This window comes from Vibrio sp. 10N.261.52.A1 (genome assembly GCF_002876325.1).
Lineage (GTDB): Bacteria > Pseudomonadota > Gammaproteobacteria > Enterobacterales > Vibrionaceae > Vibrio > Vibrio chagasii.
Map to the genome: position 1 here is coordinate 1 of NZ_MCYD01000552.1, position 19,323 is coordinate 19,323.

The following is a 19,323-nucleotide window of genomic DNA, read 5'->3' on the forward strand; positions in this document are numbered from 1 at the left end:
ATTGTCTAAAGCCTTTTACTAGCGCTGTACTTCTTAATTTCACAGAACAAGTCCAATTTGTTTATTTATTCGGTAATTTAGCATTTAAATTCAAAACTAAACAACATCTTTTTGGAATAAAGCGCAAACAATTCTCATCTAGGCTTCATTATCTAAAGTGTCTCAGTGTAGAATGCGCACAGCATCTTCATGAGTAGTAACCGAATGCCGCAAGCTTCAGCACAAAAGAATAAAATCGATGAGATTACTAAAGGCCTCTACACTGAGGCTGAACAGCGCAATCAATCTCCATTGAAGCGCAAGATCATAGAGCGTTGCCTGATGGTGTTGGCTCTGGTCGGTTCGTTTGCTGTCGTATCGCTTTATGGTGATGTCATCACACGGCTACAAGATGCAGCAACGCCAAATCATTTGCTGTATGGCACTTGGATTGAGCAAGATGTGGCTCATTATGCGACAGATGAGTTTGTGTTGAATGCCAATGGAGTGTCTGTCGCTGGTTCGATTATCGCGACCAGTTTTGAATTTGACGGCAACTACTTCGAGTATAAAGCGGGAGATAAGACGTACCGCTTCCGAATGACCAATTCTGACAACACAGAAATGACGCTGGATTCAGAGAGTCATTACAATCCCGTCTTTCGTTTAAAAGGCCACACTGATAACTCCGTCCGATAGGTTATCTTCTTGTAAACTCTTACAAACTAAGATTGTGTTATCTGATCGTTTTTGTCATCCTCGATGCATAGAATTTTTAGGATGACTCTTGTGATTAAAAAATGGCTTCCCCTTGTCGCTGCCACTGTTTTATTTGGCTGTGCTCAACCCACCGATCTCGCTCAACAACATCTTGATGATGAATTTCCTCGCACCTTAAATAAGGTCGATGTAGTGGAGTCTAATAAACCAAGAGATTACACGGCATTTGCTGAGCAAGCTGAGATGGTTGTGTCTCGATCACCATCGATGGCGAAAATCTACGAGCCGCTATACAAGCAACTTAATGAGTGGGCGATGCTAAGTGGTGACCCAAGTGAACTCGCAAACTTTGGGGTTCAAACGGCTCAGCTTGGTGGTGGAGATAAGCAGGGCAATGTGCTTTTCACAGGCTATTTCTCTCCAGTAATGGAGTTGCGCCATGAAGCGAATGAAGAATACCGTTACCCGGTTTATGGCCTTCCGGAATGCGATAAAGAGTGTCCAACACGTGGAGAGATCTACAATGGCGCCTTAGACGGTCAAGGACTTGAACTTGGCTACGCTGCTAACCGTATCGACCCGTTTATGATGGAAGTACAAGGTAGCGGTTTCGTGCACTTTGGTGATGACGATACCTTGCAGTATTTTGCGTACGCAGGAAAAAACAACAAAGCTTACGTGAGTATTGGTCGTGTTTTGATCGAACGAGACTTGGTTCCCCGCGAAAAGATGTCGTTGAAAGCGATCAAAGAGTGGGTGTTGGCGAATGATCCAGAAGTCGTTAAAGAGCTGTTAGAACAAAACCCATCTTTCGTATTCTTTGAAGCAAGAGATGACCTATCGGTAATGGGCAGCGCAGGAATCCCTCTATTACCAATGGCTGCAGTCGCCGGTGATCGCTCTATCTTGCCAATGGGAACGCCGATTCTTGCAGAAGTACCACTACTAAATGCCGACGGTACTTGGAGTGGAACACACCAACTAAGACTGTTACTGGTTTTAGATACGGGTGGTGCGGTTAAGCAAAACCACTTGGATCTTTACCACGGTATGGGGCCACGTGCAGGTACTGAAGCGGGTCACTACAAGCATTTTGGTCGAGTGTGGAAATTGGGCTTAGATGGCAGTGCGACTGAAGCGCCTTGGGCTTTACCACCTGAAAAGGTCGAGTAAACGACAATAGAATAGGGCATTGAAAGCGAATCGCTAATCCCCTAGACTTTTTATTCAAGAGTGCGTATAAAACGCACTCTTTTCTTTTTCTCAGAAATAAATTGGCGGCAACAATGCGTGAATTGACCACTCCAGCTTCAGAAAACTATGACCAACGATTCGGTGGCACTCGTCGCCTGTATGGTAATAGTGAAGTCGACATACTTAGAGCGGCACATGTGTGTGTGATCGGTATTGGTGGCGTTGGTTCATGGGCGGTTGAAGCGCTTGCGCGTACTGGCGTGGGTGAGCTGACATTGATCGATATGGATGATGTGTGTGTGACGAACATTAACCGTCAGATTCATGCAATGTCAGGCACGGTCGGTAAGAGCAAAATAGAAGTGATGGCCGAACGTGTTAAGCTGATTAATCCTGAGTGTAAAGTTAACCTGATTGACGATTTCATCGGTCCTGACAATCAGGCTGAATACTTGTCGAAAGAGTTTGATTTTGTGCTGGATGCTATCGATAGTATGAAGGCTAAGGCTTCGCTATTGGCGTATTGCCGCAGTAACAAAATCAAAGTGATCACCACTGGTGGCGCGGGTGGTCAAATCGACCCAACGCAAATCAAAGTGGCGGATCTGACTAAAACGATTCAAGATCCATTGGCGAAGAAACTAAAAGACACACTTCGTCGTCATCATAACTTCCCAAAGAACCCTGCGCGTAAGTTTGGCATCGATTGTGTGTTCTCGACCGAGCAGCTTAAATACCCACAAGCTGATGGCAGCGTATGCGCGGCGAAAGCCACAGCGGAAGGTCCTAAACGTATGGATTGCGCGACCGGTTTTGGTGCTGCAACCGTGGTAACGGCGACTTTTGGATTTGTTGCTGTTTCGCGCATTGTAGAAAAGATCATTCAAAAGCACAGTAAGTAACTTGTTACTGTACGCCTAATAAGAATTTACTGGATATAAAAATGATGTCATTCCCGAGCTCTCCATTTGGTACAGAAATTACTAGTGATGATATTGTCGCAAAAATGCAGGCTTTCAACGGTTGGGAAGACCGTTACCGTCAAGTAATTCAATGGGGTAAGAAACTGCCAGTAATGCCAGATGAACTCAAAAGTGAGCAGGTAGTGGTATCTGGTTGTGAGAGCCAGGTGTGGTTAGTTTCGCAGAATATCGACGGTGTTTGGTACTTTTGTGCCGATTCAGACGCACGTATTGTACGCGGACTTATTGCGTTAGTAATGGCGGCATATGACGGTAAAACATCAGAGCAAGTTCAAGCGTTTGATATCGATGGCTATTTCGCTGATATTGGCTTGATTACGCATTTGAGCCCTTCGAGAGGAAATGGACTTAAAGCGATTGTTGAGCAAATTAAGAGCCTCGCTAGCTCGTAATTGTCTCACACCTTTTCATCGTAGTGCTTGAAAGAGATTCCAGATACTTCGTTCCTCAGTTCTGGAATGACGATTTCTAACTGTATTTCGTCATTCCCCAAAGCGACGAAGGGGCATAATAAGGAATCTCGTTTGGATAGTATTGCTATTAGAGATTCCAGATACTTCGTTCCTCAGTTCTGAAATGACGAATTCTAACGGTGTTTCGTCATTCCCTAAAGCGACGAAGGAGCGTAATAGGGAATCTCGCCATCCCCTAAAGCATATCAACGGCTTTTTCTATCGCCGCTACGAGCTTTTCAACATCATCCATGTTGTTGTAAATACCAAATGAAATTCGAACCGTTCCTTTCACTCCAAGTGCATCCATTAATGGGTGCGCACAGTGGTGACCAGCGCGAACGGCAATACCTTGTTGGTCGAGTAATGTCGCAATATCTTGATGATGAACGCCATCCATCACAAAAGTAATTACGCTCGAATTTGGCTTGTAACCGAGTATCTGGATGTCATCCAATTGACTGAGTGCTTGATAGGTTTTGTGTTGTAGCTGGTGGATATGATCTTCCACGTCTTGTTGTTCAAACTGATGTAACCACTCGATTGCTGAACTTAAAGCGATGGCTCCTGCTACGTTTGGTGTGCCTGCTTCGAACTTACCAGGCAATTCAGAAAACGTGGTGCCAGAAAAAGAGACGCGTTCAACCATTTTGCCACCGCCATGCCATGGCGGCATCGCTTCAAGCAATTCCAGTTTGCCGTAAAGTACGCCAACTCCTGCTGGTGCATAGAGTTTGTGCCCTGAGAATACGTAGAAGTCTGCGCCCAAAGTGGCAACATCTACAGGTTCATGAACGATACCTTGTGCGCCATCGACGACAACCACGGCGTTCATCTCATGTGCCTTTTCGATAACTTGCTTAATCGGCTGGCGAGAACCCGTCACATTGGTTATCTGAGCTAGGGCAACAATCTTGGTTCGTTCAGTCAACACAGCATCAAAAGCGGCAAGATCAAACTCACAGTCAGATGTCATCGGGATTTTGATGACCTTAGCACCAGTTTGTTCTGCCACGATTTGCCAAGGGACGATGTTAGCGTGGTGCTCCATTTCGCTCACTAGAATTTCATCGCCTGGTTGAAGGGTACTTCTAGCGTAGGTTTGAGCGATAAGGTTGAGTGCTTCGGTGGCTCCGCGAGTCCAGATAATCTCTTTCGATGAGGCAGCGCCAATAAACTGAGCGACCTTGTCTCTAGCGGCTTCAAATTGGCTGGTGGCGTGCGCGGTTAAGCTGTGACTACCACGATGAACATTGGCATTCTGCTTGGAGTAATACTGGCTAATGGCATCAATAACTACCTGAGGTTTTTGTGTGGTTGCCGCGCTGTCTAAGTAAATCAATGGTTGTTGATTGATGGTTTGGGATAGCGCAGGAAACTGCTCTCGGATGTGATTGATATCAAGCATCTATTATTACCTAAATCTTGGAAATTGGTGCCAGCGTAATGCTAAGCGGTATCATTATTTTATCGCGACTTGTTAACCGTTGCTGACTAATCTTGATGATTCCAGCTATTTTCTTGCTCTTTGACCTGATCGAACAGCTTTTGGTTAACGGGAACTTCTATCTGATGCTTATTTGCTGTTTTTATCAGGTGTCCAGTGATGAAGTCGATCTCAGTCTTTCTTTGATAGAACATGTCTTGTTTCATAGAGGAGTTATTCTTTGCCGTCGCTTGAATAACTTTGTTGACGTTAGTTTCCAATTCGTCGAACGAGCAACTAATGCCCTCTGCCTGCATAACTTGCGTCAGCTCTTCAATGATAGAGATTAAAGTATCTCCAAACTTTTGGTCTGCAAGTTCGCCATTCTTGACTTGCTCTAACCCAGTCAGTGGGTTGATAGCACAGTTGATGGCGAGTTTAGTCCAAAGCGCGATTTTTATTTGTGGGTTCCAGCTGACGTCAGGTAATGCGTGATTAAGGACATCAACTAAGAAGGCGCATTTCTCCCCAGCTTGATTAAAAGCCCCTAACTGAGTTTGACCAGCACCAGTGTGAACCACATGATTGCGATCGGGTTTGAATGCAGCTTGAGTGGTGGTCGCTAATATAACTGGATGAGTATTTATTTGATCAGTTATGGCATCGACAGCGCCCATGCCGTTGTGCATGAACATTAGGATAGTATCGGAGTCGATATATTGAAGCAGTGGTGTGATAGCATCTTCGACTTGCCAAGCTTTTACAGTGAAGAGCACCAAATCGCTTTCTGAAAGCTTGTCTTTGTCGTTATTGCTGAAGGAAATTGAAGCTTGTTCGTCAAGAGATAGATCAACAGAAGGTTCAGAAGAACGACTCCACAAAGAGACATTATGACCAGCTTGAAGTAGTTTTATTGCCCATAAAGAGCCAATTGCTCCAGGTCCAACAATCGTGATGTTCACAGCAATACCGAGATAAGAAAGTGATGCTGCAAGGATAGCGAGGCATTAAATGAAAGCAATAAAAAATGGCACCCGAGGGTGCCATTTAGGAAACTTTTCTTAGAAGTTCGATTAGAACTTGTAAGTTACTGCAACGTAGTGACCAAAGCCTGTTGACTTGAATCCATCAGTATCTTTAATGCCGTAAATGTCTTTGTAACCTTTTAAGCCGTAACCAACAGCGAAACGATCTGAGTGCCAGTAGATACCGTTGTACATTGCACCACCGTTACTTGCAGAAGAGTACTTGTCTTCCAGACCAAATTGGTAATCGATGTAACCTTGGTAAGAGATGAATGAACCGTTCTCGAAGAAGTAGAAAGGTTTGAACCAGTTTGCAGAAACTTGGTAACCGTTCCAATCTTTGTTGTTTGAATCGTATGTACCGTATAGGTTTAGGCCAACCTTACCAAACCAAGGAACCATTACGTCAGAACCAAGACCAACTTTTTGAGTGTTAACACCTGAGTTGCCGCCCCATTCCATAAGAGTAGCTACGTAAAGCTCTTGAACTGGACCGAAAGACAGATCTTTACCAGTTAGACCGTCAAGGGACATACGAGGTGCGAATTTCATGAACATTTTTTCAGCATCAGCTTTATCGCTACCTGGATCTGAAGTTAGGTTGAATACATCAACGTAACCGTAAAGATCGAAGATACCAGAGCGGCCGCCGAATTCCATTTCTAGGTAATCATGAGATGACTCTCCTGGAAGTTCATCGATTGCAGCCATAAGGTTGAACTGCATCCACTTGTAGTCGTTCTTATGGATGTCGCCGTCAGAATAATCTGCTGCCATTACTGGAGCAGAAGTCGCTGCAAGTAGGCCAAGAGTTAAAAGTGATTTACGCATAATGGAACTCTCTATGTTTAAAATAAGTAACCCGCTAATCCGTGCGTGTTTGTGTGTCCGAATGGCGAGCATCATAGCGATTTTGTTCTCAAATAAAAGTGAGACAGAGTGAAAATTGCAATTATTAAGGTGAGATTGATCACACTACTGATCTAAATGATGGAACTTTAACGTGGTAATGCATCTTGATGCATCTCTAATTCTATTGATTTTTTGAAATTAGATTATTTTGTAGATAAATTGGTGAATAACCGCTCTAAGCAAACGATTATACTAAATAGAGTGATATGCATATCAAAATCAACAGTATTCCTTTCTATGTAATTTCACCTCCTAAAACGACTAAATCTTTCCACGGTTGGCTCGTCCCTTTGATCTATTTTTAACCAACTTCGTAATGGTGGTGGAATCAATTGATGAACAATCGGTGTGACGAGCAGCAGCCTTCAAAATTTTTGGTTTTGCTCAGAGCATCGAGAATAATAAAACGGTTCCCTGCACGAAACACAGAGAGAGTGTGTTTTAAGATTTTTACTGAGCGTATCTTTTGTGTGACGAACCGGTCTAAATTTTGGAGAGAGACCGATGAAATATTCACCACTACTCGTTGTAGCGATTTCAGCACTGTTCGTTGTTGGGTGTGATGATGACGATGAGCCTACAACGCAGCTTCAAGCCGTTCATGCATCTCCCGATGCCCCATTAGCTAACGTACTAATAGACAATCAACCATTATGGAGTAGCGTAGACTACGCGCAGGCTTCTGGATACTCGGCGGTTAATCAGGGGCAGACATCTGTGCAAGTCGATGTCCAACTTCCTGGAGACGCAGTAGCAACGGTTATCCCACAAAGCCAATTCGATTTGACTGGGGATCTAGACTACACCGTTATGGTAGTAGGGGATGCCGATGGTTCCAACAATCCTGTCGAAGCCTTAGTCGTGACTCGACCAGCTGAGGGCACAGCAACGAGTTCAACGTTAGACGTACAAGTCGTTCACGCTGCCACGGGTGTTGGCGATGTAAACCTTTATGTGACAGGGCCGAACGACCCATTGGGTGCTCCACTCGGCACCTTAGGTTATAAAGACTTTACCGATGTCCTTAATATTCCTGCAGGGCAATATCGCGTGAGATTAGAAACAGTCAGTGGTAATGCTATCGCGTTTGATTCAGGGGAGATCACTCTACCCGCTGGTAGTGAATTGACGATTGCCGCTGTGCCGAGAGCTGATTCTAATAGCGCCTCACCTGTGAAGTTAATGGTTATGGATGGTAGTGGCTCCTCGTTAATCTACGACATGGCAGAGACGGCGGAAGTAAGAGTAGGGCATTTAGTTGATGGAGCGCCAACAGTCGACGTGTTCGTAAACTCAGCAGCATCAGCTGACTTTGCTGACCTTATGTTTAAAGACATCACTATGTTTAAAGATTTAGCTGTGGGTACTTATGATTTAGATATCTTTGCTGATGGCACGACGACTAACGCATTGATTGATGCGGATGGTGTCGCTGTATTTGCGGGGATGGATTACAGCATCTATGCAGTGGGGACAGTGAGTCCGCTAAACTTGGAGCCTTTAGTCGTTCCCGAAAACCGTCGTCCGGTGGCAACCAGCGCGGTGCTCAACATTACGCATGCTGCGGCTAATCCAATTGCGGCGTCTGTAGACATCTACTTAACAGAAAATGTAGGCATTGCTGGAAGTACACCAGCGCTGAGTGATGTGAAGTTTAAAGATTATGCGAATGGCATCTATGTTGCAGCTGGGTCTTACTTTGTGACCATTACTGTCGCGGGTCAACCGTCGGTTGTGGCAATTGACTCTGCTCCAGCAACCCTGGCTGATGGCGTTGTTTATCAAGTTGTCGCGATAGATGATTCGGCTGGTACTGGCTTCAACCTTATCGTGAGTGACACAACAGACTAGCGCTTACGAAACCAAAGTAACAAAGTAAAAGAGGGTAGCGTGATGCTACCCTCTTTTTATTCTGTTTTCTTTTTCTGTTATTCGTGGTTGTTTTTTGCTTTTTCTAATAAATCTGCGAAAAAGTGGCGCAGCGAATAGAGCATGATCAAACTTGGAATCACCATGAGTGCAGTCAATATAAAGAAGGTTGGCCAATCATTGAGGTAATCAACCAGCTCACCACTGAAGGAAGCTAAAGTGGTGCGGCCTAAATTCCCTAAAGATGCAAGTAGAGCATATTGAGTCGCTGAAAACGCCTGTCCAGTTACTGCAGTCAAAAAAGAAACGAAGGCTACGGTTGAAAAAGCAGCTGTAAAGTTGTCAACCATAAGAGTGGCAACAAATAACTGTTCATTCGGTCCCACATGAGCGATCCAAGCAAACATTAAATTACTTGATGCCATCGCGACTCCGCCAATCATCAGCCCACGAACAATACCAAACCTTACATTGACCATACTGCCAATTAGCGTAAACAACATGGTCAGTCCCCAACCCACTAACTTTGAGTAGTAGCCAATCTGTTCATTGGAAAAGCCCACCTCTTTGTAAAACGTAATCGACATTCTCCCTAAGAAAGCTTCACCTATTTTAAAGAGAAAAACAAAGAGTATTAAAGTGAGAGCGACTCTCACTCCATTACGTTTAAAGAAATCCAAGAAAGGTTCTACGGTCGTAACCGTTAGCCAGGCCAAAATGGGGTTTCCTAAAAGTCGGTTGTGACGGATCTCCGCTTCTGCTTGTAGGTTACTACGTTTGGTCTTAGGCTCCCCGACTAATAATGTGAACATCATGAGAACGACTACGATCCCAGCCATGCCGTAGTAAACACCATTCCAACCGATTGAATCTGCATTAATAAAGGCAAGGTAACCAGGTAGAGAGTAGCCAGTCCACCAACCAACGACAGCCATTGCAGAGGCTTGTGGTAGTTTTGAAGCTTCTGATTTTGGGAAGGTATCGATACGAAATGCATCAATCGCGATGTCTTGAGTGGCTGAGGCAATGGCAATAGTAAGCGCTAACATTGAGGTAAACGCCAAATTCTCAGCAGGATTGACGCCAGCAATGAATAAGGTGCTAACTAAGACAATAGATTGGCAGAAAAATATCCAGCTACGTCGTTGCCCTAAAATCGCGTGTAGCACCGGTAATTTGACTCGGTCTACCAGAGGTGCCCACAAAAAGTTAATGGCGTATACGGCAAATACACTACCAAAGTAGCCAATAGCTGCACGGGTTAAACCTGCGTCTTTAAGCCAGCCAGACATGTTGGATCCAATAAGAACCCATGGGAAACCGCTTGAACAGCCGAGCATGAACACCCACAGTAAGCGCTTATCGAGATAGCTTCGGAAAGTTTGCATCCAAGAAAGAGAGGGGGTGCCTAATGACATAGGTCGTCCTTGTATAGAAAAACGCCCTCAAGAAATAAGGGCGTTGCTTTAGATTACTTAAGAAGGGTCACTTTCGTGATGACAATTGGATCAGCAGGGATATCTGCCATACGACCCATTCGTTTAGTTGGAATGGTCGCCATCTTTTGAATTACGTCAAAGCCTTCGGTTACTTTACCAAATACTGCGTAGCCCGGGTTGCCGCCTTTCGCGTTTAGGAAATCGTTGTCTGCATAGTTAATGTAGAACTGACGAGTTGCAGAGTCTGGTGCGTTAGTGCGGGCCATTGCGATGGTTGCTGTGTCATTTTTCAGACCATTGCTACCTTCATTTTTGATCGGAGCATACGTTGCTTGTTGCTGCATGTCTTGATTGAAGCCGCCACCTTGCGCCATAAAACCAGGAATAACACGGTGGAAGATAGTGCCTTCGTAACTACCGTCTGCTACGTATTTAAGAAAGTTCTCAGAACTAATTGGTGCTTGCTCTTGGTTTAGCTCGATTGTGAAGTTACCTAGCGTCGTCTCCACATTCACTTTAGGGCCAGCCCACACGCTTACGCTCACTAACATGAGTGCGATAGAAGATAGAATACGACCCATTAGAAACGTTCCTTCATGTAAGTTTGCAGTTCTTGGTCATTAGCGATCTCTTTAAGCACTAAGTCGATAACATCGTTAAGTACCATTGCGATATCGTCGTTTGATGCGCTTAATGCTCCAGTGCGAGTTGCTGTACCATTGAATGTCTTAACCAGTTTGCCTTCTGGTGTTTCAGCCGTAACTTCAAGCGTTACTTTACCGTCCATTTGGTTTTCCATAATGGTGTGTTCTACGGTAACTAAAGCTTCTTGAATCTCTAAAACAACAGAGTTTTCGCTGTTGACGCTGGCACGAAAGCCTTGAGACTCAAATTGCTGTGCGATAGCGTTTTCTAGAGAAATGCGCATATTTTGTTTAGCGTGAATTGGCTGAATGTTAGCGCGGCCGCTATCAACAAGAGCAACATATTGAGCAGCGCGAACATCTTTACTGGTTAGTGTGTAGGTTTTGCCTTGCACTAGGTTGCTTGAGCTTAGTGAAGCTTCTGGCATTACATTGATCTGTTCTTGCTGAGGGGCTGAACATGCTGTCAAAGCCATGATAGAAGCAGCCAAAATCAGTTTTTTCATTCCTTTATCCTTTCTAAATTCACACCAGAAGCTCGGTATTTTAAATTCTTATAAAGCAGTTTACTGCCTATTTGTTAAAATTAGCAGGTTCTCTTGTTGCTTGTAATATCTCAAATTTTTGGTTTAGTTCAAGCGTTTCAACGTTCGCTTCACCAAATAATCTTGCTAGTTTGACATCGTATCCGAGGTGTCGGTTGCCAATAACAATTAATTTGCCTCCATTGCTAAGAACATGCTTTGCATCACAGAACATTTGCCATGCAATGTGATCGGTAATCGCTTGTTGTTGATGGAATGGAGGGTTACACAAAACTAGGTATGTGCTGTTTTTCTTAAAACCGTCCAAACAGTTGTTAGCAATGAATTGGAAGTTGCCTTCTTCTCCAAGGTTATCTTTTACGTTTTGGCGCGCTGATTCTACGGCCATAAAGCTTTCATCGACACACGTAATACGAGCTTGCGGATTCAGTTGACCAGCTTTAACACTCAGTACACCGTTACCACAACCAAGATCGATGATATGACGTAACTCTGGATCTTGAGGGATATGCTCTAGCATATAGCGAGCGCCCTGATCGAGTGCTTCCCCTGAGTAAACATTTGGTAAATTTTTCAGACGGATATCTTCACCATCAACGTCCCACTCAACGAATGGTTCAACTTTGTGAATAGGCTGACAATTTGGAGATGAGAACACCAGACGGTGCTTTTTCTTCGCCAGTGATGTTTTGGTTTCACCCAAGTACTTTTCAAACAGATTCAGCGTTGATGTGTGAATCTCTTTTACCTTGTTGACACCGATCACTTGGCGGCCTTCAGGTAAAGCTTGGCGCAATTGGCTTAGTTGCCACACCAAATGGCGGTTGGTTTTTGGTAGCTGCATCAGTACCAGATCAATACCGTGAGGGATATCATCCATGGTGTTTAAAAAGTTGACGCGATTGCACTGATTACGCTGTAAGTTTTTCAGGCCGCCACGATGAGAGATAAACGAGTCGCTCATCATGGTTACATCGTGATCTTTTGAGAACCAAGCGGATAGGGCACCAAAGCTGTCGTTTAAGATCAGAATGTGTTTGCCAGGTTCAAGGTTCATCTCTTCAACATGGTTAATAATGTATTCGTCGCCCGCATCCCAAGCTTGAAGCGTTTCATTTGAACGTTTAGGGAAACGATGTAAGGTCAAAGTTCTATCGTGAAGGGTAAGTTCAGTTTTCATTACTTGGGATACTTATGTGAGAAATAACAAAGATATTGTCTCAAATGCGGGCTGAACAAGATAGGGAAAACTCGATTAAACCTATGCTGTTCGTTATTAAATACTCAGACAGCAGCCTTGTTAGGGTTTATACTCACCCCACAGATAATGCCAACCCGTTATTAAGGAATCACAATGATCCAAGAAGTTATCGAAACAAAATTGCACAATGAGTTTTCACCAAGTCACTTGAATGTGGTTAATGAGAGCTATATGCACAATGTTCCGGCTGGTTCTGAGAGTCATTTTAAGGTGATTGTTGTGAGCGATGCGTTTGAAGGCTTGCGTCTTATTGCTCGTCATCGAGCGGTAAATAAAGCACTTTCAGAAGAGCTAGCGAACAATATTCACGCTTTATCTATTCACACTTATACAAAAGATGAATGGTTGAAGCAGCTCGATAACGTGCCAGACAGCCCAATGTGTATGGGTGGGGGCAAGTAATAGATTTAATACATATAAAAAGAGGTGGCTATGCCGCCTTTTTTATCGCCCAAATTATCTGTTTTTGCCGTTATATCACTCAAACTGATGGCAAATTGAACGTCTAAAAATACCTACAATGAGTAGTGTTTTTATTAACAGTGTTTCAACATAACTCATAAAATATTAGTTTGTGACAGAGTGTTAATCTCTTGTTTAAAACGCCTTTCAAAAGCCAATTTATCTGTGCGGCTCGTCAAATTTATACATATTTAAGAGTCCATATGCTTCAATTCTCACCAAATAAACGTGCTATTCAAGTTATTGGTCATGGCATCAAGATGCCAAAAAATGCTAGAATACGGCACCTGATAAATCTCACATGATTTGTGTGAGAATTTTATTAAGATAATGTTGCGATTTTGGTATCTCAAATTTACCAAAACCGGACACTGTAATGTCGTGTCTAAGGGCGATTTTAAAACGTCCTGAATTTACGCAATTAAAAGAATCTTTTTCCCGATAAAGTAGTGCAAGTGCGTATGATTACAATAAAGAAGGGTTTGGATCTTCCTATCGCAGGAACTCCATCCCAGGTGATTAATGATGGTAAGTCCATCACTAAAGTCGCCTTGCTTGGCGAAGAGTACGTTGGTATGCGTCCTACGATGCATGCTCGCGTTGGTGATGAAGTGAAGAAAGGCCAAGTTCTTTTTGCAGATAAAAAGAACCCAGGTGTTGTATTTACTTCTCCAGCAAGCGGTAAAGTTATTGAAGTGAACCGTGGTGCTAAGCGTGTTCTTCAATCTCTAGTGATTGAAGTAGCAGGCAATGAGCAAATCACGTTCAATAGCTATGAAGCTAACCAACTAGCAGATCTTGACCGTGAAACGGTTAAAGCTCAGTTAGTTGAGTCTGGTTCATGGACCGCTTTGCGAACTCGTCCGTTCAGCAAGGTTCCAGCAATTGATTCTGAAACTCAGGCTATTTTCGTAACTGCTATGGATACAAATCCGCTAGCAGCTGAGCCAGAATTAATCATTAACGAGCAGTCTGATGCTTTCGTTGCTGGTTTAGATATTCTTTCAACTCTGACTAACGGTAAAGTGTACGTTTGTAAAAAAGGTACTAGCTTACCTCGTTCAGCTCAGTCTAACGTTGAAGAACATGTTTTTGATGGCCCACACCCTGCAGGTCTTGCAGGTACGCATATGCATTACCTATACCCGGTAAATGCAGAAAACGTAGCGTGGAGCATTAACTACCAAGATGTTATCGCATTCGGTAAGCTTTTCCTTACTGGTGAGCTTTACACTGATCGTGTTGTTTCTCTGGCTGGTCCAGTAGTAAACAACCCGCGTCTAGTTCGTACTCAAATTGGTGCTAGCCTTGAAGAGTTGACAGACAGCGAGCTAATGCCAGGCGAAGTTCGTGTGATTTCTGGTTCTGTACTAACTGGTACACAAGCAACCGGTCCACATGCTTACCTTGGTCGTTACCATCAGCAAGTTTCTGTTCTACGTGAAGGTCGTGATAAAGAGCTATTCGGCTGGGCTATGCCTGGTAAGAACAAGTTCTCTGTTACTCGTTCATTCCTTGGTCACCTGTTTAAAGGTCAGTTGTTCAACATGACAACGACTACAAACGGTAGTGATCGCTCAATGGTTCCAATCGGTAACTACGAGCGCGTAATGCCTCTAGATATGGAACCTACATTGCTGCTTCGTGATCTATGTGCAGGCGACGTTGATAGTGCACAAGCTCTAGGTGCGCTAGAGCTAGATGAAGAAGATTTGGCATTGTGTACCTTTGTATGTCCAGGTAAGTACGAGTACGGTCAACTACTTCGTGAATGCCTAGATACGATTGAGAAGGAAGGGTAATTTTCATGGGCCTTAAAAAGTTTCTTGAAGACATCGAGCATCATTTTGAGCCAGGTGGTAAACACGAGAAGTGGTTCGCGCTTTACGAAGCAGCGGCTACAGTGTTCTACACGCCAGGTCTTATCACAAAGAAAAGCTCGCACGTTCGTGATAGCGTTGACTTAAAACGTATCATGATCATGGTTTGGTTCGCGGTATTCCCAGCTATGTTCTGGGGTATGTACAACGCGGGTGGCCAAGCTATCGCTGCACTTAACCACATGTACGCAGGCGCTGAGCTAGCATCTGTAATCGATGGTAACTGGCACTACTGGCTAACTCAAATGCTTGGCGCCTCCTTAGGAGCCGATGCAGGTGTTGGCAGTAAGATGCTACTTGGTGCGACTTACTTCCTACCTATCTACGCAACGGTATTTATCGTTGGTGGTTTCTGGGAAGTTCTGTTCTGTATGGTGCGTAAGCACGAAGTTAACGAAGGTTTCTTTGTAACTTCTATCCTTTTTGCGCTTATCGTTCCGCCAACACTTCCTCTATGGCAAGCAGCTCTAGGTATTACCTTCGGTGTTGTTGTTGCTAAAGAGATCTTTGGTGGTACAGGTCGTAACTTCCTAAACCCTGCGCTTGCTGGCCGTGCGTTCCTATTCTTTGCATACCCTGCACAGATTTCAGGTGACGTAGTTTGGACTGCTGCAGATGGTTTCTCTGGTGCAACTGCGCTTAGCCAATGGGCTCAAGGCGGCGGTAGCGCGCTAGTGAACACAGTATCTGGTGAAGCAATCACTTGGATGGATGCGTTCATTGGTAACATCCCAGGCTCTATCGGTGAAGTATCGACTCTAGCACTTATGATTGGTGCAGCGATGATCGTTTACATGCGTATCGCTTCATGGCGCATCATTGCTGGTGTAATGATCGGTATGATTGCTGTGTCTACGCTATTCAATGTGATCGGTTCTGATACTAACGCAATGTTCAGCATGCCTTGGCACTGGCACCTAGTTCTAGGTGGCTTCGCATTCGGTATGTTCTTCATGGCGACAGACCCAGTATCAGCTTCATTTACCAACAAAGGTAAGTGGTGGTACGGCATCCTAATCGGCGCAATGTGTGTAATGATCCGTGTAGTTAACCCTGCATATCCAGAAGGCATGATGCTTGCGATTCTATTCGCAAACCTATTTGCTCCTCTGTTTGACCACGTTGTAATCGAGAAGAACATTAAGCGGAGACTAGCTCGCTATGGCAAGTAATAACGATAGCATTAAAAAGACGCTGTTTGTTGTTATCGCATTGAGCCTAGTGTGCTCAATCATCGTTTCAACAGCTGCAGTTGTTCTTAAACCTAAGCAACAAGCTAACGCGGTTCTGGATCAGCAAACTAAGATCCTAGAAGTTGCAGGTGTTGACCTTGAAGGTGACATCCCAGCGCTGTACGCAGAGAACATCGAACCTCGTCTAGTTGATTTCGCTACTGGTGATTTCGTTGACGGTGATGCTTCTGCATACGACCAACGTAAAGCGGCAAAAGATCCAGCTCAGTCAATCAAGCTTTCAGCTGAAGATGACATCGCTAAGATCCTTCGTCGTGCTAACACAGGTACTGTATACCTAGTGAAAGACGGTGCTGAAACTACTAAAGTTATCATCCCTGTTCACGGTAACGGCCTATGGTCAATGATGTACGCATTCGTTGCGGTAGAAACTGATGGTAACACAGTTTCTGGTATCACTTACTACGAGCAAGGTGAAACTCCTGGACTTGGTGGTGAAGTTGAGAACCCAACTTGGCGTGCTCAATTCGTTGGTAAGAAATTATTCGACGAAAACCACAAGCCAGCTATCAAGGTAGTTAAAGGTGGTGCTCCTGAAGGTACTGAGCACGGTGTTGATGGCCTTTCTGGTGCAACACTGACCAGTGTTGGCGTTCAACATACATTTGACTTCTGGTTAGGTGATATGGGCTTTGGTCCGTTCCTAGCAAAAGTTCGTGACGGAGGTCTGAACTAATGTCTAGTGCAAAAGAAATTAAAAAGAGCATTCTAGCGCCAGTATTGGATAACAACCCAATCGCGCTACAGGTTCTTGGTGTGTGTTCTGCTCTTGCGGTAACCACTAAGCTAGAAACAGCATTTGTTATGACTATCGCGGTAATGTTTGTTACTGCTCTGTCTAACTTCTTCGTTTCTCTAATCCGTAACCACATTCCTAACAGTGTGCGTATCATCGTTCAGATGGCAATTATCGCATCATTAGTAATCGTGGTAGACCAAGTGCTAAAAGCATACCTATACGATATCTCTAAGCAGCTATCTGTATTCGTAGGCCTAATCATTACTAACTGTATTGTAATGGGTCGTGCTGAAGCATTCGCAATGAAGTCTGCGCCAATCCCATCTCTAATCGATGGTCTTGGTAACGGTCTTGGTTACGGTTTCGTTCTTATCACTGTTGGTTTCTTCCGTGAGCTTCTAGGCTCTGGCAAACTATTTGGTATGGAAGTACTACCTCTAGTGAGCAACGGTGGTTGGTATCAGCCAAACGGCTTGATGCTTCTAGCACCTTCTGCATTCTTCCTAATTGGTTTCTTGATTTGGGCGATTCGTACGTTCAAACCAGAGCAAGTAGAAGCGAAGGGGTAAGGTAGTCATGGAACATTATATTAGTCTGCTAGTTAAATCGATTTTCATCGAAAACATGGCGCTTTCTTTCTTCCTAGGTATGTGTACATTCCTAGCGGTATCTAAGAAAGTTAAAACTTCTTTTGGTCTTGGTGTTGCGGTAGTTGTAGTACTTACAATCGCTGTTCCTGTGAACAACCTTGTTTACACAAACATTCTGAAAGAAAACGCGCTTGTTGAAGGTGTCGATTTAAGTTTCCTTAACTTCATCGCATTCATCGGTGTTATCGCGGCACTTGTACAAATCCTAGAGATGGTTCTAGACCGTTTCTTCCCACCTTTGTACAACGCACTAGGTATCTTCCTTCCACTGATCACAGTTAACTGTGCAATCTTTGGTGGTGTATCTTTCATGGTAACTCGTGACTATAACTTTGCTGAATCTGTTGTTTACGGCTTCGGTTCTGGTGTGGGTTGGATGTTAGCTATCGTTGCTCTTGCGGGTATCCGTGAGAAGATGAAGTACTCTGACGTACCTCCAGGTCTACGTGGCCTTGGTATCACGTTCATTACTGTTGGTCTGATGGCGTTAGGCTTTATGTCTTTCTCTGGTGTTCAACTGTAGGGTAAGCACCCAGTAATAAGGAATAACAAATGCAAAGCATTATTCTTGGCGTAGCGATGTTTACCATTATTGTATTGGCTTTAGTGCTAGTGATTCTATTCGCTAAATCTAAGCTAGTACCATCAGGTGACATCACTATTTCAGTAAATGGCGACCCTGAAAAGGCGATCGTTACTCAACCTGGTAGCAAGCTACTTGGTGCCCTAGCGGGTGCTGGTATCTTCGTATCTTCTGCTTGTGGTGGCGGTGGCTCTTGTGGTCAGTGTCGTGTAAAAGTTAAGTCTGGCGGTGGCGACATCCTACCAACTGAACTTGATCACATCACAAAAGGCGAAGCTCGCGAAGGCGAACGTCTTGCATGTCAAGTTGCTATGAAAACTGACATGGAGATTGAACTAGACGAAGATATCTTTGGTGTTAAAAAGTGGGAATGTACTGTTATCTCGAATAACAACGAAGCTACTTTCATCAAAGAACTTGCACTAGCAATCCCTGAAGGTGAAGAAGTACCGTTCCGCGCGGGTGGTTACATTCAGATTGAAGCTGAACCACATCACGTGAAATACGCAGATTACGATATTCCTGAGGAATACCGTGGTGACTGGGATAAGTTCAACCTATTCCGTTACGAGTCTATCGTTAAAGAACATTCAATCCGTGCTTACTCAATGGCTTCATACCCAGAAGAGAAAGGCATCATTAAGTTGAACGTTCGTATCGCGACCCCGCCGCCAAACAACCCAGACGTAGCTCCAGGTGTGATGTCTTCATACATCTGGTCTCTTAAGCCTGGTGACAAGTGTACTATTTCTGGTCCATTTGGTGAGTTCTTCGCTAAAGACACAGACAACGAAATGGTATTCATCGGTGGTGGTGCAGGTATGGCGCCTATGCGTTCTCATATCTTCGACCAACTTAAGCGTCTTAAGTCTACTCGTAAGATGTCTTACTGGTACGGCGCACGTTCTAAGCGTGAGATGTTCTACATTGAAGATTTCGATGGCCTAGCGGCTGCAAACGAAAACTTCGTGTGGCACTGTGCACTGTCTGATCCTCAACCAGAGGACAACTGGGACGGTTACACTGGTTTCATCCACAACGTATTGTACGAAAACTACCTGAAGGATCACGAAGCTCCTGAAGATTGTGAGTACTACATGTGTGGTCCACCGATGATGAACGCTGCTGTTATCGGCATGCTGAAAGATCTTGGTGTAGAAGATGAAAACATCCTACTAGATGACTTCGGTGGTTAATCCACTTAAGTGATTGATATTATGGCTGACTCCTACGAGTCAGCCATTTGTTTTTCTAAGACAGCTTTTGACAACATACTGGCTTATATAAGAAAGAGTAAGGCATTCAAA

At 44.2% G+C, this 19,323-nt stretch carries 19 protein-coding genes; 12 read left to right on the top strand and 7 right to left on the bottom strand.

Translation table 11 applies throughout. The features are described from left to right. Positions 1-204 precede the first annotated feature (204 nt). The 4 genes from BCT81_RS08465 to csdE all read left to right on the top strand — a co-directional run bounded on the left by BCT81_RS08465 (position 205) and on the right by csdE (position 3,268). Complete coding sequence (locus tag BCT81_RS08465) at positions 205-678, top strand: DUF2850 domain-containing protein (RefSeq protein WP_102423838.1); 474 nt, start codon at positions 205-207, stop codon at positions 676-678. An 81-nt stretch (positions 679-759) separates the two neighbouring features. After that, the gene (gene mltA / locus BCT81_RS08470) at positions 760-1,872 is read left to right on the top strand and encodes a murein transglycosylase A (protein WP_102423839.1); all 1,113 of its coding nucleotides are present in this window, start codon (positions 760-762) and stop codon (positions 1,870-1,872) included. Between the two features lie 113 nt (positions 1,873-1,985). After that, positions 1,986-2,795 (top strand): tRNA cyclic N6-threonylcarbamoyladenosine(37) synthase TcdA, encoded by an 810-nt coding sequence (gene tcdA, locus BCT81_RS08475; protein WP_004737606.1) that lies wholly within the window; start codon positions 1,986-1,988, stop codon positions 2,793-2,795. 41 nt (positions 2,796-2,836) lie between these two features. Next, positions 2,837-3,268, top strand: a complete 432-nt coding sequence (gene csdE, locus BCT81_RS08480) for a cysteine desulfurase sulfur acceptor subunit CsdE (protein WP_102423840.1) — start codon at positions 2,837-2,839, stop codon at positions 3,266-3,268. Between the two features lie 256 nt (positions 3,269-3,524). Here the strand turns inward: csdE and csdA are convergent, their stop codons facing one another. From csdA to BCT81_RS08495, 3 genes are all read right to left on the bottom strand, one after another. After that, a complete protein-coding gene (csdA, locus tag BCT81_RS08485; RefSeq protein ID WP_102423841.1) occupies positions 3,525-4,736 on the bottom strand; it encodes a cysteine desulfurase CsdA in 1,212 nt (403 codons plus the stop codon). Between the two features lie 86 nt (positions 4,737-4,822). Further along, positions 4,823-5,716 (bottom strand): 2-dehydropantoate 2-reductase, encoded by an 894-nt coding sequence (panE, locus tag BCT81_RS08490; protein WP_102423842.1) that lies wholly within the window; start codon positions 5,714-5,716, stop codon positions 4,823-4,825. Positions 5,717-5,827: 111 nt separating this feature from the next. Beyond that, positions 5,828-6,610 (bottom strand): outer membrane protein OmpK, encoded by a 783-nt coding sequence (locus BCT81_RS08495; RefSeq protein WP_102423843.1) that lies wholly within the window; start codon positions 6,608-6,610, stop codon positions 5,828-5,830. 585 nt (positions 6,611-7,195) lie between these two features. Between BCT81_RS08495 and BCT81_RS08500 the strand changes: the two genes are divergently transcribed. Continuing rightward, entirely contained in the window at positions 7,196-8,542 is a 1,347-nt protein-coding gene (locus tag BCT81_RS08500; protein WP_102423844.1) for a DUF4397 domain-containing protein, read from the top strand. 77 nt (positions 8,543-8,619) lie between these two features. On the opposite strand, the gene BCT81_RS08505 is transcribed toward BCT81_RS08500, so the two are convergent. The 4 genes from BCT81_RS08505 to BCT81_RS08520 form a co-directional block, all read right to left on the bottom strand. Continuing rightward, positions 8,620-9,978 carry an MFS transporter gene (locus tag BCT81_RS08505; RefSeq protein WP_004737612.1) on the bottom strand — a complete coding sequence of 453 codons (1,359 nt, stop codon included), beginning with the start codon at positions 9,976-9,978 and terminating at the stop codon, positions 8,620-8,622. A gap of 53 nt (positions 9,979-10,031) precedes the next feature. Then, positions 10,032-10,580, bottom strand: coding sequence for a peptidylprolyl isomerase (locus tag BCT81_RS08510; protein ID WP_102423845.1), 549 nt, complete (start codon positions 10,578-10,580; stop codon positions 10,032-10,034). Next, a complete protein-coding gene (locus BCT81_RS08515; RefSeq protein WP_004737614.1) occupies positions 10,580-11,149 on the bottom strand; it encodes a YajG family lipoprotein in 570 nt (189 codons plus the stop codon). Before BCT81_RS08515 ends, BCT81_RS08510 begins: the two co-directional genes overlap by 1 nt. Before the next feature lie 67 nt (positions 11,150-11,216). Further along, on the bottom strand, positions 11,217-12,368 hold the full coding sequence (locus BCT81_RS08520) for a methyltransferase (protein ID WP_102423846.1): 1,152 nt from the start codon (positions 12,366-12,368) through the stop codon (positions 11,217-11,219). Positions 12,369-12,542: 174 nt separating this feature from the next. Between BCT81_RS08520 and bolA the strand changes: the two genes are divergently transcribed. From bolA to nqrF, 7 genes are all read left to right on the top strand, one after another. Next, entirely contained in the window at positions 12,543-12,851 is a 309-nt protein-coding gene (bolA, locus tag BCT81_RS08525) for a transcriptional regulator BolA (protein WP_008223074.1), read from the top strand. Positions 12,852-13,372: 521 nt separating this feature from the next. Next, positions 13,373-14,713 carry a Na(+)-translocating NADH-quinone reductase subunit A gene (locus BCT81_RS08530; RefSeq protein WP_102423847.1) on the top strand — a complete coding sequence of 447 codons (1,341 nt, stop codon included), beginning with the start codon at positions 13,373-13,375 and terminating at the stop codon, positions 14,711-14,713. A gap of 5 nt (positions 14,714-14,718) precedes the next feature. Then, the gene (locus BCT81_RS08535; protein WP_032551421.1) at positions 14,719-15,963 is read left to right on the top strand and encodes an NADH:ubiquinone reductase (Na(+)-transporting) subunit B; all 1,245 of its coding nucleotides are present in this window, start codon (positions 14,719-14,721) and stop codon (positions 15,961-15,963) included. Beyond that, complete coding sequence (locus BCT81_RS08540) at positions 15,953-16,720, top strand: Na(+)-translocating NADH-quinone reductase subunit C (protein ID WP_102423848.1); 768 nt, start codon at positions 15,953-15,955, stop codon at positions 16,718-16,720. Before BCT81_RS08535 ends, BCT81_RS08540 begins: the two co-directional genes overlap by 11 nt. Further along, complete coding sequence (locus BCT81_RS08545; RefSeq protein WP_102423849.1) at positions 16,720-17,352, top strand: NADH:ubiquinone reductase (Na(+)-transporting) subunit D; 633 nt, start codon at positions 16,720-16,722, stop codon at positions 17,350-17,352. The genes BCT81_RS08540 and BCT81_RS08545 overlap by 1 nt, the downstream gene beginning before the upstream one ends. A 7-nt stretch (positions 17,353-17,359) precedes the next feature. Beyond that, the gene (nqrE, locus tag BCT81_RS08550; RefSeq protein WP_004737621.1) at positions 17,360-17,956 is read left to right on the top strand and encodes an NADH:ubiquinone reductase (Na(+)-transporting) subunit E; all 597 of its coding nucleotides are present in this window, start codon (positions 17,360-17,362) and stop codon (positions 17,954-17,956) included. A 29-nt stretch (positions 17,957-17,985) separates the two neighbouring features. Continuing rightward, positions 17,986-19,212, top strand: coding sequence for an NADH:ubiquinone reductase (Na(+)-transporting) subunit F (gene nqrF, locus BCT81_RS08555; protein ID WP_063522726.1), 1,227 nt, complete (start codon positions 17,986-17,988; stop codon positions 19,210-19,212). The last annotated feature ends 111 nt before the right edge of the window (positions 19,213-19,323 follow it).